The organism is Rhodoflexus caldus (assembly GCF_021206925.1).
Lineage (GTDB): Bacteria > Bacteroidota > Bacteroidia > Cytophagales > Thermoflexibacteraceae > Rhodoflexus > Rhodoflexus caldus.
In genome coordinates this window covers 127628-144012 of the sequence record NZ_JAJPRF010000001.1, presented here as the reverse complement: position 1 = coordinate 144012, position 16385 = coordinate 127628, and the positions used below count along the sequence as shown (strand labels likewise).

The following is a 16385-nucleotide window of genomic DNA, read 5'->3' as shown; positions in this document are numbered from 1 at the left end:
TCTTCGTAGTTTGTAATAGCCACAAATTAGCCTGCAAATGGCATAAAACCTGAATAAAAGCCTAAAAAATTATGGAATTTGCCACATTGCCCTAGCCGACGGTAACGTTCTTTAAATCATCAAAGCGCCGCCGTTGATGTGCAAAACCTGTCCGGTGATATATCGGGCGGCATTGCTGAGGAGGAAAAGAATCGGCTCGGCTACTTCTTCGGGTTGTGCCAGATACCCCATCGGTACAAGTTTCAGGTATTCGCCCATATTAACGCGGCGGGCACTGCCTCCTTCTGTGCCTCCGTGGGCTGTTCCACCCGAAAGAAAGGGGGTATCTACGGCACCGGGCGCAACGGCATTGACGCGAATTTTTGGGGCGTTTTCTACGGCCAGTGTTTTGGTTAGTGAAATAACCGCTGCCTTGGCTGCCGCATAAGGGCCATAGCGGGCGCGTCCTACATAGGCAATGCCGGTGGTCATGTTTACAATGGCGGCTGTGCCTTCGCTTTTGCGAAGCAGCGGAATGGCATATTTGCAAGGGAACAGCGTTGTCAGCAGGCTGCCGTCGGAGATATACTCCCATTGGTCAGCACTGATGTTTTCTACTGTTTCAAAAGTGGTGAGGAAGCCTGCCAAATTAACCAGCCCGTCTATTGCGCCCCATTGCTCGCCAATTTGGGTAAAAGCCTGACGGACGGCCGATTCTTGTGTAGCATCTGCGGTAATTGTTATGACACCCTCAGGCGGCGGAAACATTTCCACAGATTGGGGCAAGTCTACAACGGCTACTTGGAGGCCGTTGGCAAGAGCCAATCGGACAACTGCGCGCCCGATGCCGCCACAGCCCCCGACAACTACCAGCCGACTATTTTCGGGCGGTGCAAGACGATTGTAATGCATGGTAAAATCTTCGTTAAGTGAGGTTATTCATGTGTCTGTCAAGAAAGACAATTCCGACAAGTTTTAACAACCTGTCGGAATTGCGATACGGCTTTCCGTTTTTTGCCAGAAACTTAGAAACTGTAAGCCACTGTAAAAAAGGTGCGGCGCGGCAGGAACGGAATACCCGGAATCATGGTTGCATTGGTTGGTGCACTTGTCGCTACAATCGGGTTGGTTACGTCCAGCAGCCACAAAATTTCCTGTGTATCGGTTAGGTTGCTCACGCGAACCGAGAAGCGGATATCATTGCCGTTTTTCAGAATGGCTTTGGCAAATACGTTGCCGTTCAGCAGCATCACATCTGCCAGTTTGAATCGGTTCAATTCGTCGCCGTAGCGGTTGGCCATATAGTTGCCGTCTATGCCCAAACCTGCGGCAAATGATTTGCTGAATTTGCGCTCATACTGTGCGTTGAAGTTCCAGATGGTGCCGGGCACGTTTTTGATTTTTTTGCCTTTCAGTTCGGCTTCCGGAATAGTGAATACGGAAGTCAGGCGCAAGCCGTTCGGGATGGACAGGAACTCGCTGCTTTGGAGGGTTAGCGAAGTGCGCAGTAATAGCCCTTTTGCCCAAGAAGGCGTATAAGTTACCGTTCCTTCAAAGCCGCGGATGGCTACGGAACCTTCGCTGATAGACGTTGATTGCGGCGGGAAGCCCGGTGCGACATCGCGGAAGCCGGAAATGATACGGTCGTTGATTTGTGTGTAATAACCGGCTACGTCAAAACTTAAATCTTCGTTCAGTGCCGAAGTACGGAAGCCGATTTCTGCATTGTAAATGGTTTCCGGTTTGTCTATTTGTGTTACAAAAGGACGGTTGGTCGGGTCAATCGGGCGATAGTTTACCAAGCCCGGGCCTAACTGCTCAGGTGGTGGTTGTTGTCCGGGTACACCGCGGAGCATATTCACGAATATTTGCTCGTCGGGAGCACGGAACGCGCGCACAAAGTTGCCGTAAATAGCGGAGTTTTTGCCCACTAAGTAGTTCATACCCAGCGTTGCGCTAAATGCACCGATGCTCACCTCGCGACGGTCGGTAAAGCCCGATACAAACAAAGGCCCTGTAACTTGTCCGTTAGCAGACTTGGGCAGGAAGTGTAGGATGTTAATATTGCTGTTGTCAAAGCGCAAGCCAAGATTGACTTTTAATTTATCGCCTGCAAAAGAGGCTTCATCACCCACGAATACCGAAGTGTTGGTTACTTGCGAATAAGTATCGGAGCCGCGCAGCAGGTTAGTAGTCAAAATGCCGGGTATTGCGCCCGGGAACGGCGTGCGCAATCTTACCGTACCATCGCTCAGGTCAGAGGCCAGAAACACACCGCTTGCCAGTGCCCGTTGCTCATAGTAACCCAAATAGCCGCCGGCGGTCAATACGTGCTTGCTGTTGCCGATGGTAGCTTCTTTCTTCAAAATCAACTCATCAATGATATCAAACATGGTGCGCTCACCGGTAGAGTTGAATACGTTAGCCCATAACTGATTGGGGTTAGCAGTTGAGGTAACATAAGCCGTAGCAGTAATGAATTTCGTACCCAAATCGGCGCGTTGGTAGCGGAGGTTGTTCTGCATGGAGAATCCGCTGCCGAAGTTGTAGTTAAAACGCAGACCGATGGAGCGCACGTCGCCGTAGTTACCGCGTTCGTTGGCTTTGCCGACATTAACTTGTTCTATGTTGTTCGGGTTGCCGCTGATGGTTTCGGTGCTGCCTTGGAAAAGAGGCACGGTAGCTGCTGTAATGCCCGTCGGACGGGTGAAGTTTACACCATTCCAAACATCGCCCCAGTCGGTAAACCGATTGGTAAAGCGGCTGTCCATTTTCAGGTCGCTCACACGGGTAGGTACGGCAACGTTGTTGAATAAATCCATGCTGCGCAGGGTGCCGTACAAGCGGATGCTGCCTTTGTCAAACAAATAATCAAAATTGCCGCGAAACTGATAGCCTTTGTCAGGGCCGGCTTGTGTACGGAAGCCGGGGTCGTTCAGATAGAAGCCGCCTACGTTATAACGCAGTTTTTGCGTAATGGCACCGTTTACGTTGATGCCTGTTTGGGTCATCATGCCACCCTTAGCGGAAGGAGAGGGTGCTAAAATCTGCTCAATGGTACCATGCGTTTTTTCGCCGCCTGTTTTGCTGACGATGTTGTAAACACCGGCGGCAGCCGAACGGCCAAAGAGCGTGGCTGCTGCACCGCGCACCACCTCAATGCGTTCTACGTTTAAATCCTGCTGGAAATACACATCGTAAGGGTTACCGCTGCCCGCATAGGCAGGTAAACCGTCAATCAGCATGGTGGTGTATTTGTCTTCTGTGCCGAGGTTTTCAGGGAAGCCGCGCATAATGATGTTGGCGCGCACACGTCCGCGTTGCGAAGCTACAAATATACCCGGCGTGAAGCGCAAGGCATCACCAATGGTAGGAGCTACTTGTTTCAGCAGTTCATCGGCGTTCAATACACTTACTGCCGTTGTTGCCTCAATTTTGCGAACAGGCTGGCGGGTGGCAGAAACCACTACGTCGTTCAATACGCTGGTGCCTGTATTGATGGTAACATCTAAGGTTACGGTTTCGCCGTCTTTTACACTGACGTTTTGGACTACCGTTTTGTAGCCGATACCCGAAAACTGCAATTGCAGATTACCTGCCGGAACGGAAAGCATGTAAGTACCGTCTGCTTTTACGACAGTTCCCGTACTTGTGCCTATAACAATTACGTTTATGCCCGGTGCTATTTCGCCGGTTTCATCTTTGACAGTACCCTGTACGGTACCTCGTTGTGCCATAACGGCATGGGAGGCAAGCAGTATGCCCCACGTGAAAAGAAGAGTGAAAAGTTTTTTCATTGCTGATTACAATTGTGAGTAAGTAAAGATTTAAGAACGGTGAAAAGTTAAGAATGATTAAGCAAATTAACTATTGTCTGAACACATATTTTTTTCCGATAGTCGGGACTTTTGTGCAAGAGGGGCTATACCGGTATGGAGTAAAAAACGGTCGGCAAAATAAAAATGAACAAAAAAACCTGCAAACCGATTTTAAAGGTTGTTTGTAAAAGTCTGTCAAATAAACCCTTAAAATTGCCGGAATGTTTAATGATTCGTACAAATATCTGCTTTGTTTGATTGTAATAGCGGCATTGTCGCTGCCTGCCCCTGCACAAATCAGGGGTTATGTAATTGACCTTGCCACAAACCTTCCCTTGCCGCAGGTTTCGGTGCAATATGGGCAAAAGCAAACGGCAACGGACAACAAAGGTATTTTTAACCTTGCGGAAATCAAAGCCGGTGATACGTTGCGGCTTTCGCACGTAGGCTATGAAACATTGCTGTGGCGCGTGCCTGCCGCTACGGGAAGTTTTACCATTGCCTTGCAAGCTACCTACACTACGCTCAACGAAGTACTGATTACGGGCATGGAAGCCGATGCACCGCTGTTGCGCGTGCCGGCGGCAGTAGCAGTGCTCAGCCTTCGCGATTTGCAGCGCGACAACAACGTGATTATTGCCCCCGCACTGAACCGCATTCCGGGGGTATTGATGCAAAGCGGAACACTGAATACCAATAAATTGATTATCAGGGGAATAGGTTCGCGTTCGTTGTTTTCTACCAATAAAATTCGCGCCTACTTCAATGATATTCCGCTCACCACGGGCGATGGTGAAACCACATTAGAAGACATTGACCTGGGCATTGTGGATAGGGTAGAAGTTATCAAAGGGCCGTCTTCATCGGTTTATGGTGCGGGGCTGGGCGGTACGCTGCTGCTCGGTGCTTCGCGGTCGGGGTTCAAGCAATCGCAAGTAGGGACGGAGTACATGGCAGGCAGTTTTGGGCTGCAACGCATCGTAAGCCATGCGCAGTCGGGTAATGAGCGCGCTAACATCCGATTAGTGCATAGCTATCAGCAAGCCGACGGCTTCCGCGAAAACAGCGCCTATTTCCGCAACCTGCTTTCGCTGCACGGGCAGTTCTATGCGGGCGAAAGCACGACCGTCAGCTTGCTGGCCAACCGAATAGAGGTAAAAGCCTATATCCCAAGTTCAATTGATGAGGCGACTTTCCGCAACAATCCACGCGCTGCTGCTGCCAACTGGCTTGCGCTGCGCGGTTATGAAGCCTACCAAAAAACACTGGCGGGCACTTCGGTAGAGCATCGTTTCGGTACACGCTGGGAACTGACGGGCAGCCTGTTCATACAGCAGCGCACCAACGACGAACCGCGACCTTTCAATTTTCTGCGTGAATCGGCTCAGGCAACGGGCGGCAGAGGTAAACTGCAATACAAAGCCGACAATGGCAATGGCTTGACTTTCAAGGCCTTACTGGGCACGGAGATTTACGGTGAGTTTTACAAATGGCAAACCTACCGCAACGCAGGCGGCAGGCAGGGAGCCATCATCAGCGACAATGAGGAACAACGCCGCTACCTCAACCTTTTTACGCAGGCAGAAATTATCTGGAAAGAACGCACAACGCTGGTGGCAGGGCTGAATTTGAACCAAACCAACTACGACTACACAGACCTGTTCCGCTCCGGCAACCGCGACCTTTCGGGCAGCCGCAACTTTGGTGCAATATTTTCCCCGCGCCTTGCGCTGAATCATGCTTTTGCCGATAAACAGGCAGTTTTTGCAAGCATTAGCCACGGATTTTCACCGCCGACACTGGCAGAAACGCTCACCCCGAGCGGACAAATCAACCCCGACATCCGCCCCGAAACAGGCATGAACTACGAAATCGGCTGGCGGGGCGAGTGGCAAAACCTGCACTATGACCTTTCGGCCTATACAATGGATATCCGCAACCTGTTAGTGGCGCGCCGCACCGGCGATGATGCTTTCGTGGGCATCAATGCAGGCCGAACGCTACATGCGGGCGCAGAGGCAGCGCTGCAATATACTTTGCTGAAAAGCCGCCGACAACAACCTGTTTTACAGGTGTTTGCCAATTACAGCTATTCTCCGTACCGCTTTGAGGATTTCAAAGATTTGGATGCGGACTATTCGGGCAATCCGCTGACAGGTGTGCCGCGTCACGTACTCGCCACAGGCTTAGACCTGCAAACAGACATCGGCTTCTATGCCTCGCTGAACTTGCAGGCAGTGGGTGCAATGCCCATGCGCGACGATAACGCCCTGCAATCAGATGCCTACCGCGTGCTGAACAGCCGTGTAGGGTACAGGCACACATTTTGGGAACATCTGGCGTTACACCTGTACGGCGGCTGCCTAAACCTAACCGATGAGCGCTATGCAAGCATGATTCTGGTCAATGCGACTGGCAATGTGCCGCGCTACTACTACCCGGGTGCACCGCGCAATTTCTTTGGTGGGCTAAGTGTGAGTTGGGTGTGGTAAAGTAAGCAGGCAATTGGAATTGGCATTTCGGAATTCGGATTTCGGAGGTAAAAAGTCAGTATAAAACCGCGTCATTGGCAATAATGCGAGCCGGTGCTTTATCCGATACATTTTCAACTGCCTGCTGCCGTTTTCCAAACCAAGGCAGCCGATTTGTAGTTAAGCGTATATTTGAAGCAAATTCTGATTCTTTCTGCATGGCAAAAAAAGCAATAGTAATCGGTGCGGGGTTTTCGGGGCTTTCCGCCGCCACTCATCTGGCAGATATGGGCTGGGACGTTACCCTGTTGGAAAAGCACAACCAAACCGGCGGACGTGCCCGCATCATGGAAAAAGACGGCTTCCGCTTTGACATGGGGCCAAGTTGGTATTGGATGCCCGATGTATTTGAAACCTACTTCGGCTGGTTTGGCAAAAAAGTAAGCGATTACTACGAATTGGTGCGCTTAGACCCTTCGTACAGCGTATTTCTGGAAGGAAACGAGCGCGTGGATTTACCTGCCGACTATCAAGAATTTCGCAAACTTTGCGAATCATTAGAGCCGGGCGTTGGCCCTAAATTAGACGAGTTCCTTAAACAGGCTGCTTACAAATACAAAGTCGGTATCAACGAATTTGTCTATAAGCCGAGCCTTTCCCTGACCGAATTTGCCGACCCGCGCCTTTTGCTGGAAGTTTTCCGTCTGGATTTGCTCAAAAGCATGTCGGCACATGTGCGCAAGTTTTTCAAAGACGAGCGCTTGATTAAAATCATGGAGTTTCCCGTGCTGTTTCTGGGCGGAACGGCAAAAACTATTCCTGCCCTTTACAGCCTGATGAACTACGCTGACATCAAGTTGGGTACATGGTATCCGATGGGAGGGATGCACAAAATTGCCGAGGGAATGACTGCCGTTGCCGTAGAAAAAGGCGTGAAAATTCAATTGAACACTCCTGTGCGGCAGTTGGAGGTCAAAGGCGGAAAAATTATGGCCGTAGTAACCGATAACGGCACCTTCACCGCCGATGTAATCATCAACAGCGGCGACTATCACCACTGCGAAACGGCCTTGCTGCCTGCTGCTTTCCGCAGCTATTCGGACGACTACTGGAACTCCCGCGTAATGGCTCCTTCCAGCCTGTTGTACTACTTAGGTATCAATAAGCGACTGAAAAATCTGCTGCATCACAACCTGTTTTTTGACGAAGACTTCAACCGCCATGCAGCCGAAATTTACGATACGCCGCGTTGGCCTGAGCGTCCGCTGTTCTACGCTTCCGCACCTTCGCTGACCGACCCGAGCATTGCCCCCGAGGGCTGCGAAAATATGTTCCTCCTGATTCCGATAGCCCCCGGTATGCCCGATACACCCGAAATCAGGGAGAAATATTACCACATCGTTATGGAACGATTGGAACAGCGCACAGGTCAGGAAATCCGCCCGCATGTGATAGTGAAAGAAACCTTTGCGTATCAGGATTTTGTAAGCGAGTATCACTCTTTCAAGGGAAATGCTTACGGATTGGCCAATACGCTGACGCAAACCGCCATCCTCAAACCCTCATTGCGCAGCAAAAAAGTGAGCAACCTTTTTCATACGGGGCAACTGACTGTTCCCGGGCCGGGTGTGCCGCCTTCGCTCATTTCGGGCAGGGTTGTTGCACAAGTTGTTGAACGCACGGTGCGATAAAGTTTCGCAAAAAAATATTATATTGCTTCAAACTAAACAGGCAAGTAAACAGTTTAACACACGATTAATCAGCTTTTTACACAACGCAAATCGTCGGTATGTTTGACTTGTTCACCAAAACAACACTCAAGTGCAGCGAAATTGTAACCAAAAGTTACAGCACTTCCTTTTCATTGGGCATTCGCATGTTTGACCCTGTGCTTCACAAGCCTATTTATGCCATTTACGGCTTTGTTCGCTATGCCGATGAAATTGTGGACACGTTCCACAGCCACGATAAAAAAGCGCTGCTTGACCAATTCCGAGCGGACACCTATGCAGCAATTGAGCAGCAATTGAGCCTGAATCCTGTATTGCATTCGTTCCAGTGGGCAGTTAATCGCTATAACATTGAGCGGGAACTGATTGATGCATTCCTGCACAGCATGGAAATGGATTTGTATTTCCATGAATACAACGACGACCGCTACCACGAATATATTTACGGCTCTGCCGAAGTTGTGGGGCTGATGTGTCTGCGTGTATTTTGCGATGGCGACGAGGCCATGTATCAGCGATTGAAACCGGCGGCTTGCAGCCTTGGGTCTGCCTTCCAGAAGGTCAATTTCCTGCGCGATATGAAGAGCGACTATTACGAGCGCGGTCGCGTGTATTTCCCGGGTGTGGACTATAACCGATTTGACGGCGATGTAAAACGTGCCATTGAAGCTGATATCAAGAAAGATTTTGACGATGCCTACAAAGGCATTATCCAATTGCCGCGCACTGCGCGCTTAGGCGTTTACTTGGCCTACGTATATTATCTGCGCCTGTTCAAGAAGATACAGGATGCAGCCCCTGCCAAAGTGCTTTCGGAACGCATCCGCGTATCAGACAAACGCAAAATTTATCTGCTGGCAGAAAGCTATTTCAAACACCAGTTAAATTACATTTAACCGCATTCCCAACGGCAAACTACTGTTTGTATTCTTTATCGGTTACAGCCTCAAACCACTGTGTGCTGCCATTTTGTGTGTTGGTAACAGCCACCTGAATAAAGGCTGAATCGGGGCTTGCGCCGTGCCAATGCAACACATTGGGCGGGCATTTGACCGCATCGCCTTTGCGAAGGATTTGCAAGGGCTTACCCTTTTCCTGATAGTAACCAATGCCCGCTATTGCCAATAGAATTTGTCCGCCCGGGTGGCTGTGCCACTTGGTTCGTGCGCCGGGTTCAAAAGTTACGCTGCCTACAGAGGTAGGGTTCAGGCTGTCTGCCTCAATCAGCATTTGCAGGTAGGCTGTGCCCGTGAAGTTATTATTGGTGATTTTTTCACCCTTCGGGAAAACAGATTCGCGGCTTTCCGATGTGCTTTGCGTACAAGCAAACCCGAAAATGCTGCAACACAACAACAGGGATTTTGCAACAGATTTTATCATGATTGACAAGGTTTAAGAGTGAAGCCAAACAGCAGATTTAAGGGGTATTTTGCAGTACTTCGTTCAACAGGCTGCGTACCGATTGCGCTGCCTTTTTGCCGATAACAGGCTGTATGAGGGTCGTAAACTCCCGCAACTGTTCGGGGCTGATGCCTACGTTCAGGCAAATCCTGAAATGGCTGCGCAACATCGGTTCGGCTTTGCCAATGGTACTCAGTACGGAAACGGTTACTAACTGCCTCTGGGCGTAGGTCAGCACGTCGCGGTCAAACAAATCGGCAAACAGGTGTTCTTTCAGCAAGGTATCTATTACGGGCGCAAACAGTGCATAATCGCGTGGTGGCGTATCGGGGGATGCGTTGGTCAATTTTGCCAAATTTTGCCTGCCGCGTTCATACTTGCTGACTGGTACCGCAACAGGTGAGGCTTCCGCACCTGCAAGGTCTGTTATGCCACGCGCTTTTCGTGCTTCCAATACCTCCATCAGTGTTTGCAAACCTCTGATGCTTCGTGGAAAACCACAGTAGGCATACAAATGAATCAGGATTTCTTTCGTCTGATTGACGGTAAGCCCATTGTCAAGACCGTTGTGCAAAGCGGTTTTCAATGCCTGTAAATTGCCTTGGGCTGCATAGGCAGCAATCGGGATGATGCTTTGGTGCAACTTATCCAACGGTTGCGCCCAACCGACTGTAACGGATACCATCCATAAGGCGACAACAAGCAGGGTTTTGATATATCGGGGCAACATCCTACTTGTCCAATCCTTTTTCATTGAGCCATTGCGACATCAAATCGGCAAGTTGCACGTTGTTCAGGTCAGAAAACGGGAAGTGCGTATTGCCCCTGATGCCGATTTCGGGCAGATGCACTACGGTAACATCGCCGCCGTACCGATTGACGCAGTCGCGCCATTTCTTTGCCATTTCCAACCGAACGCGCCAATTATCTTGCCCGGGATTGGGGCTGGGTTCTTGGGGGATATAATCGCCGTAGTAGATAACAATAGGGATTTTCGTCAGTTTCATAAAGTCTGCCATCGGGATGCCTACGGCTTCCAGCGTTCCTGCCGAACTTGGCATCGGTGCGGGTACTTCGCCTTCGGGGAAGACAAAACCGCTGCCCGGTTCGTAGGACACAATGCCTTTTACGTTGGGGTTTTCAATGGCTGTCAGCCAGCCCATACCGCCCGAATGGGAATGTGTAACCAAAACGGCAGCCCCTGTTTTGTTCAAAAGTTCGGAAACGGCTTTGACGTTGACCGAAATATCAATCGGGCCGATATTGGGGACTATTTGTCGGAAAAACTGATTCAGAGCAGCCGAATCGCGGGAAAATTGTACGCCCTCAAAGAAATTAGGCCAAATGCCTAAACGGAACGTGCCGAAAACTTGTTGTTCTTCGGGTATAGGGCTGACCGTAGCCTGTGCCATGCCTCTTGCGGCTTTGCCGCGGCGGGGTTGGTCAATCAGGTAAACGGGGAAACGCCGCCGCAGGAAAATATTTTGGAAGCCTTCTCTGCCGTCGGGTGTGGTTTCCCATGTTTTGGACGATTGCCCGAAGCCATGCCACATCACCAACGGGTAGCGCCGTGCGTTGGCAGGTATCTGGTAAAATACGTAGGCATGGTCGCCGCGATAGGTTTGCCCTTCGGGTGTGGGTTGGTAGGGGTTAAACGTGCCGGGGTTTTTGCTGATGCCGCCCCCTACGGCAAAGCTGCCTTGCTCTCTGATGCTCAGGAACGTATTAATATCAAGTGCCTGATGACTCATTCGGACGGGGCGCGAAAGGCGCGAAAAAGTCAGCGAACCCAATTTCCATTGCCCTTTTTCTTTGACAAAAACTTCCGTAACCGTAAAAGGATTGACCACCTCATTGCCGCCTACCACTGCCACCAAGTCTATATCGCTCAACACGATGGCTGTGCCGCCCGCCATCCTGACCGAAACGGAATACACTTCTGCCTGTTTGTACCAAATTCTGCCTTCTTTGATAACGCTGAGTTCCTGCGTCTTGTCCATGTTGCCGCCCATGTGTACAAACATGGACTTTTCATGAAAAAGCCGTTCTAAGGAATCGGTTTGTTTGTTTGCCATCCAGCGCCATTTGGTGCGGGAAAGGTTTGTCAGGTATTGTTCTTCGCTGCGGGACTGCGCCGAAGCCATACCGATTGCGCCTATCCAAAGGCAACTCATCAGCAGCCATACGTTCTTCATAAATTGTGTTGATAATGGTTTTGCAAAGATGCCATTATTTGCGGCGTGTTTTTGTGCATAAATTACGGATTGTACTACCATTTTTACAGTCGGCTTTCGTCGGCTGTCTGCATTGCTTAAATTGGCGTATCATCACCTGACCAACGGCAGCCATGTTGCGAAAATTTGAAACCGTACATCAGTACAACGTTTTTAACAACAACGAAACCCTGCACCCGCTGGTAAGCGTAGTGGATTTGTCTAAGGCAGCCCCAAGGCAGGGTTCACAAATGCAGTTTGGGTTTTATGCGGTGTTTCTGAAAGAGGTCAAGTGCGGCGATTTGATTTACGGACGGCAAACCTATGATTATCAGGAAGGAACTTTGGTGTTTATTGCGCCCGGGCAAACGGCAGGCATCGCAGACAACGGCGAAATCTATCAACCGAAGGGCTATGCGCTTGTTTTTCACCCCGATTTGTTGCCCGGTACATCGCTTGCCCGGCGCATGAAGGAATACAACTTTTTCGGTTATCACTCATACGAAGCGCTGCACATTTCGGAACGGGAACGGAAAATCGTATTGGATTGCTTTGCCAAAATTCAATATGAGTTGGAACATGCCATTGACAAGCACAGCCGCCGCCTGATTTCGGCAAATATTGAACTGCTTTTAGACTACTGTACGCGCTTCTACGACCGCCAGTTTATTACCCGCGAAGTACCCAATAAGAGCATTTTGACGCGATTTGAGGCTTTATTAGACGATTATTTCCAATCGGATAAACCGCAGACGGTCGGCTTGCCTTCCGTGGCTTACTTTGCTTCGGCGCTGAATCTTTCAGCCAATTACTTCGGCGACCTCATCAAAAAAGAAACCGGGCAGTCGGCAATGGCGCACATTCAGGAAAAACTGATTAATCTTGCCAAAGAAAAGATATTTGACCCGAATAAGTCGGTCAGCCAAGTTGCCTACGAATTGGGATTTCGCTATCCGCAACATTTTACCCGCATTTTCAAACAAAAAACGGGGATGTCGCCGGGTGAGTACCGCACTTTCGTGAAGGTAATGTAAGTAACTGAGCAATCTAAAAGCGCAGTTTAAATTTTCAACCGCCAAGTCAGCTAAGTTTTAAGCCAAGCCCGCTAAGTGCTTTTTTAACGATTATTTTCTCTGCCTACTTTGCGATTGAACCTTTGCGTTCTCTGCGGTAAAATTTAATTTGATTGCATACTTAACAATCAATTGCGATGCAAACGCCCGATACTTCCATCCTGCAAAAACTCAAACGATTGAAGCCCAAAGACTTAGACCGTCAGTTTCAGCGTTTCCACGATGAAGTTTTTGCCTATACCGATTGCCTGACCTGCGCCAACTGCTGCAAAACCACCAGCCCGATTTTTCGCCCTGCCGATATTGAGCGGCTGGCAAAACATCTGCGCATGAAGCCTTCCGAACTCATTGAGCAATACCTCGCAATTGACGAAGACGGCGACTATGTGCTGCGCACTGCACCTTGTCCGTTTTTGGATGCTGACAACTATTGCACCGTTTATGCGCACCGCCCGACTGCCTGCCGCGAATACCCGCACACCGACCGTAAACGGATGCACCAAATTTTGGATTTAACAACCCGCAATGCAGCTGTTTGCCCTGCCGTGGCGCAGATTGTAGAAAAAATTGCCGCACATTACGGCTCATAAGGCAGGCGCACCTCTACCATTGCCCCGCCTTTGGGCAGGTTGGAAAAACTGATGCTGCCGCCGTTAGCCGCTACAAATTCCCGCGCCAACATCAGCCCCAGCCCCGTTCCTTTTTCGCCTGCCGTGCCGCGTTCGGGTTCGGGTTTGTTGCCTTGCAGCACTGAGCGCAATTGCGCATCGGAAAAGCCTTTGCCCGTGTCCGATATGCGAATAACCAACTGATTTTCAGTGTTTAAAAAAGTTTCTACGGTGATTGCTCCGCCTTCGGGCGTAAATTTGAGTGCATTGCTGATGAGGTTGCGCAATACAATGTCGGTCATGGCGCGGTCGGCTGCGGCTTCCGAAGGCTGCACCATGCGGCGGTAGAGGTCTATGTTTTTTTCCTCAAACCGGTAGTCAAACAGCAGCAGGTTTTTTTCTATCAGGTCGCCGATGTCCAGCCGTTCACGCTGCACGGCGTAATGTGCCATCTGTGTTTTAGACCAATGCAGTAAATTTTCCAGCAAAAATGACAAATTACTAAGCGCCTGCCGTGTTTTTACGGAAAGTTTGCGCATCTCTTCGGGGCTGAGCCGTTCGGCGTGGCGGCTGATGAGGTTCAGGAACGAATCCAGCGTTACTACGGGGCTGCGCAAATCGTGGGAAATGATGGAAAACAACTTGTCTTTTACGCGGTTGAGCTCGCGCAAGTGATGTTCCGAATCGGAAATGCGCTGCAAGGCTTCTTCCAAGTCTGCCGTTTTTTGGCGCAAATCTGCCGTGCGTTCGGCTACTTCGCGCTCCAAGGCTTGCTTTTGCCGGGCAATAAGTGCCGATTTTTCCCGCGCCTGTTCGGCAGCCAAACGCTCTTTGGCTAATTTTTCGTTGGCAAGCTCCAACTGTGCGCGGTTGAGCCGATATGCCAAACCCAAAGAAAAGATGATTACTTGCGCAATAATGCCGATTTGAGCGACATAGCGCGTGAAAAAATTATCACTCCACCAGCCTGTTTCCCGAAAAATGAACAAAATTGCCCCTACGATGAACAAAGCATTGGCAATGATGAAAAACAGTGCGGGTTTGTAGCCTTTGCGGTAGCCTGCAATGCCCGCCAGCAGCATCATGAGCAGCACGGCAGTTCCCAGCAACCCGATGATTTGAATCAATTCCGCCACCCAGTCACTGCCGCCGCTCAGGCTGACCGTTGCCAGCGTCAGCGGAATCAGGTAGAGGGCTGCCAAAAGGTACAACAGCCTGTTAATCAGCGGTAACTCTTCGGCTGTATGCAGGTAGCTTTGCGTAAAAAGCAGCCGCGCCAGACCCGTAAACGACAGCACAAAGGCAAAACTGTGCAAATCCCAAAGGGGGCTTTCCTGCCAAATGAACTCTATCGTAAAGCCGTAGAAAAAGGCAAAATACACGCCCACACCTATTAGCGAAAGCACAAACCAAAGGTAGCTGATGTCGCGCACGATGGTGTAAATCAGGAAGTTATAAATTGCCATCACCAAAATAACGCCGAAAAAAATGCCCTGACTTATCCAACGTTGTTGTTGTTCGGCATGGAACGCGGCGCGGGTCAGCAAACTGATTTGGGGCTGCTGCGGCACAAAATAGCTGAACTTTCCGCCTGCTGCCACCAGCACTTCGGCTTGTTCGCCTGCCGCCAGCGAAAGGGCTATCAGCGGGTAGTAGTGGGCAAAACTGCGTTGCGACATGGGCAGTTCGCCGCCACTTTGCAACTGCTGCCACCGGTTGCCGCGTTGCACAAGGGCTGTTATTTGCCCCCACCGCCCGACATCCAACGCCAGCCACTGCGGGCTGCCCGAATCGTTTTTCAGAGTAAAACCGAAGTAATACCGTTGATTATCAGATGCTTTTGCAGTAACAAGGGTTTGTTTGCTGGCAAATTGTTCGGGGCTTAGCCGTTGATAAGCCACTGTTTGCCGCTCGTGTTGGTCTGCCGTCAGGTGTGTTACGGGCAGTTCCGATGCCCGAACATGGGCAACGGTTAAAATTATCGGCAATAAAAACCCGAAAAGCAGCCATTTTTGCCGTTGCATACAACTTAGAGGGCTTCAAAAAACTCAATCCATGCCCCTTCGGGCGACTGCACGGCAAACATGCGCACCTCGCCAATGCCGCCCCAACTTACCTTTTGAAGGCTGACAACGGGTTGAACGCCGTTTTTTAGGATTTTTTCGTAATAGGCATTCAAATTTTTGACCGGATAGCGACACATCAGCACGCCGCGGTTGGGAGGAACGGCATTTTTGCTGAAATCTTCGCCCGTTGCTCCGTCCATTGCCAGCAGTTCCATCATGCCTTCGCTTTTGCCGTTGGGCGAAAAGAGCAGCAGTTTGGCGGCTACTTGCGTGCTCAAATTGTAGGGCAGGCTAAGGATGTTTTCCCCGGGCTGTTCATTGCGGATGGTTGTTTCTAAAATTTGCACAAAGCCAAGTTTGTTGATGTAAAAATCTTTTGCTTGGTCGTAATTTTTAACAATTTGTGCGGAATTGATGATATTGCCGAAAGCCCAATTGCGCGGCGGCGGTTCGGGCAGCGGCGGCTGAATGCGCTCAATAAAGGCAATCACAATATCGTCGTGTCCTTTGATGAGCAGTTCCCACACCTCAAAAGGCCCCATTTTGTAGCGGATGGGGTTGCTAAGCCCGTGCCAGCCGTGTTCGCGCAGGGTGTCGTAGAGGGCGTGGATATTGGCACAGCGCAGGTCTATGTCGTAGATGCCGCCCGTGTCCCAGATTTTGCCGCCCGGGCGGATGTATGCCTTCGGTATGCCTTCAAACTCAATGAGCCGCAGCCGACCGTTTTCGGGCTTATCGGGTGAAGCCAGCACTACCTCGCGGGCAGTGGCAGACGCGGGCAATCGCCATGCTTGCAGCACACTTCGGTCGGTGTTGCCGCGATGGACAACCTGCCATTTTAAAACATCTGTATAAAAACGTTCGGTACGGCTCAAATTGCCGACGCTGAAAACTACTTCGCTGAAAGGTGCAATTTCATGGCTTGTCATGGCAGACTGGCGGGCGTTGAGTTCCACAACCGCCAGCAGGCAAAAAATAGCAAAGATTGTCCGCATACAAAAGTCTTTTCAAGCAATTTAAGATTTT

Annotated in this window: 12 protein-coding genes; 5 read left to right on the top strand and 7 right to left on the bottom strand. The window is 50.3% G+C overall.

The genetic code is table 11. The features are described from left to right. Positions 1–111: 111 nt before the first annotated feature. Positions 112–891, bottom strand: coding sequence for an SDR family NAD(P)-dependent oxidoreductase (locus NDK19_RS00570; protein WP_250629878.1), 780 nt, complete (start codon positions 889–891; stop codon positions 112–114). Positions 892–1004: 113 nt separating this feature from the next. Further along, positions 1005–3776, bottom strand: coding sequence for a TonB-dependent receptor (locus NDK19_RS00565; RefSeq protein ID WP_250629877.1), 2772 nt, complete (start codon positions 3774–3776; stop codon positions 1005–1007). A 242-nt stretch (positions 3777–4018) separates the two neighbouring features. Here NDK19_RS00565 and NDK19_RS00560 point away from each other — a divergent pair, with 242 nt between their 5' ends. From NDK19_RS00560 to NDK19_RS00550, 3 genes are all read left to right on the top strand, one after another. Next, positions 4019–6289, top strand: a complete 2271-nt coding sequence (locus NDK19_RS00560; protein ID WP_250629876.1) for a TonB-dependent receptor domain-containing protein — start codon at positions 4019–4021, stop codon at positions 6287–6289. Between the two features lie 197 nt (positions 6290–6486). Further along, entirely contained in the window at positions 6487–7959 is a 1473-nt protein-coding gene (locus tag NDK19_RS00555; protein ID WP_250629875.1) for a phytoene desaturase family protein, read from the top strand. A 98-nt stretch (positions 7960–8057) separates the two neighbouring features. Beyond that, positions 8058–8894 carry a phytoene/squalene synthase family protein gene (locus NDK19_RS00550; protein WP_250629874.1) on the top strand — a complete coding sequence of 279 codons (837 nt, stop codon included), beginning with the start codon at positions 8058–8060 and terminating at the stop codon, positions 8892–8894. Positions 8895–8913: 19 nt separating this feature from the next. On the opposite strand, the gene NDK19_RS00545 is transcribed toward NDK19_RS00550, so the two are convergent. The 3 genes from NDK19_RS00545 to NDK19_RS00535 are packed head-to-tail and all read right to left on the bottom strand — an operon-like array spanning position 8914 to position 11594. Next, positions 8914–9378, bottom strand: a complete 465-nt coding sequence (locus tag NDK19_RS00545) for a cupin domain-containing protein (RefSeq protein WP_250629873.1) — start codon at positions 9376–9378, stop codon at positions 8914–8916. A gap of 37 nt (positions 9379–9415) precedes the next feature. Then, positions 9416–10129: a carboxymuconolactone decarboxylase family protein gene (locus NDK19_RS00540; protein ID WP_250629872.1), complete on the bottom strand. Its 714-nt coding sequence runs from the start codon at positions 10127–10129 to the stop codon at positions 9416–9418. A gap of 1 nt (position 10130) precedes the next feature. Continuing rightward, complete coding sequence (locus NDK19_RS00535) at positions 10131–11594, bottom strand: DUF4440 domain-containing protein (RefSeq protein WP_250629871.1); 1464 nt, start codon at positions 11592–11594, stop codon at positions 10131–10133. 152 nt (positions 11595–11746) lie between these two features. Here NDK19_RS00535 and NDK19_RS00530 point away from each other — a divergent pair, with 152 nt between their 5' ends. Together NDK19_RS00530 and NDK19_RS00525 are read left to right on the top strand one after the other, a co-directional pair. Then, on the top strand, positions 11747–12646 hold the full coding sequence (locus NDK19_RS00530; protein ID WP_250629870.1) for a helix-turn-helix domain-containing protein: 900 nt from the start codon (positions 11747–11749) through the stop codon (positions 12644–12646). A 176-nt stretch (positions 12647–12822) separates the two neighbouring features. After that, positions 12823–13275 carry a YkgJ family cysteine cluster protein gene (locus NDK19_RS00525; protein WP_250629869.1) on the top strand — a complete coding sequence of 151 codons (453 nt, stop codon included), beginning with the start codon at positions 12823–12825 and terminating at the stop codon, positions 13273–13275. Here the strand turns inward: NDK19_RS00525 and NDK19_RS00520 are convergent. Next, positions 13263–15317 (bottom strand): sensor histidine kinase, encoded by a 2055-nt coding sequence (locus NDK19_RS00520; protein ID WP_250629868.1) that lies wholly within the window; start codon positions 15315–15317, stop codon positions 13263–13265. The genes NDK19_RS00525 and NDK19_RS00520 overlap by 13 nt on opposite strands. A 5-nt stretch (positions 15318–15322) precedes the next feature. Further along, positions 15323–16354 (bottom strand): VOC family protein, encoded by a 1032-nt coding sequence (locus NDK19_RS00515; RefSeq protein WP_250629867.1) that lies wholly within the window; start codon positions 16352–16354, stop codon positions 15323–15325. Between the last annotated feature and the right edge of the window lie 31 nt (positions 16355–16385).

Excerpts from the sequence above, each read along its gene's own strand:
- NDK19_RS00530 (WP_250629870.1), top strand. The coding sequence starts at position 11,747 with ATGTTGCGAAAATTTGAAACCGTACATCAGTACAACGTTTTTAACAAC.
- NDK19_RS00520 (WP_250629868.1), bottom strand. The coding sequence starts at position 15,317 with ATGCAACGGCAAAAATGGCTGCTTTTCGGGTTTTTATTGCCGATAATT.
- NDK19_RS00550 (WP_250629874.1), top strand. The coding sequence starts at position 8,058 with ATGTTTGACTTGTTCACCAAAACAACACTCAAGTGCAGCGAAATTGTA.
- NDK19_RS00545 (WP_250629873.1), bottom strand. The coding sequence starts at position 9,378 with ATGATAAAATCTGTTGCAAAATCCCTGTTGTTGTGTTGCAGCATTTTC.
- NDK19_RS00555 (WP_250629875.1), top strand. The coding sequence starts at position 6,487 with ATGGCAAAAAAAGCAATAGTAATCGGTGCGGGGTTTTCGGGGCTTTCC.
- NDK19_RS00540 (WP_250629872.1), bottom strand. The coding sequence starts at position 10,129 with ATGTTGCCCCGATATATCAAAACCCTGCTTGTTGTCGCCTTATGGATG.
- NDK19_RS00515 (WP_250629867.1), bottom strand. The coding sequence starts at position 16,354 with ATGCGGACAATCTTTGCTATTTTTTGCCTGCTGGCGGTTGTGGAACTC.
- NDK19_RS00565 (WP_250629877.1), bottom strand. The coding sequence starts at position 3,776 with ATGAAAAAACTTTTCACTCTTCTTTTCACGTGGGGCATACTGCTTGCC.
- NDK19_RS00535 (WP_250629871.1), bottom strand. The coding sequence starts at position 11,594 with ATGAAGAACGTATGGCTGCTGATGAGTTGCCTTTGGATAGGCGCAATC.
- NDK19_RS00525 (WP_250629869.1), top strand. The coding sequence starts at position 12,823 with ATGCAAACGCCCGATACTTCCATCCTGCAAAAACTCAAACGATTGAAG.
- NDK19_RS00570 (WP_250629878.1), bottom strand. The coding sequence starts at position 891 with ATGCATTACAATCGTCTTGCACCGCCCGAAAATAGTCGGCTGGTAGTT.
- NDK19_RS00560 (WP_250629876.1), top strand. The coding sequence starts at position 4,019 with ATGTTTAATGATTCGTACAAATATCTGCTTTGTTTGATTGTAATAGCG.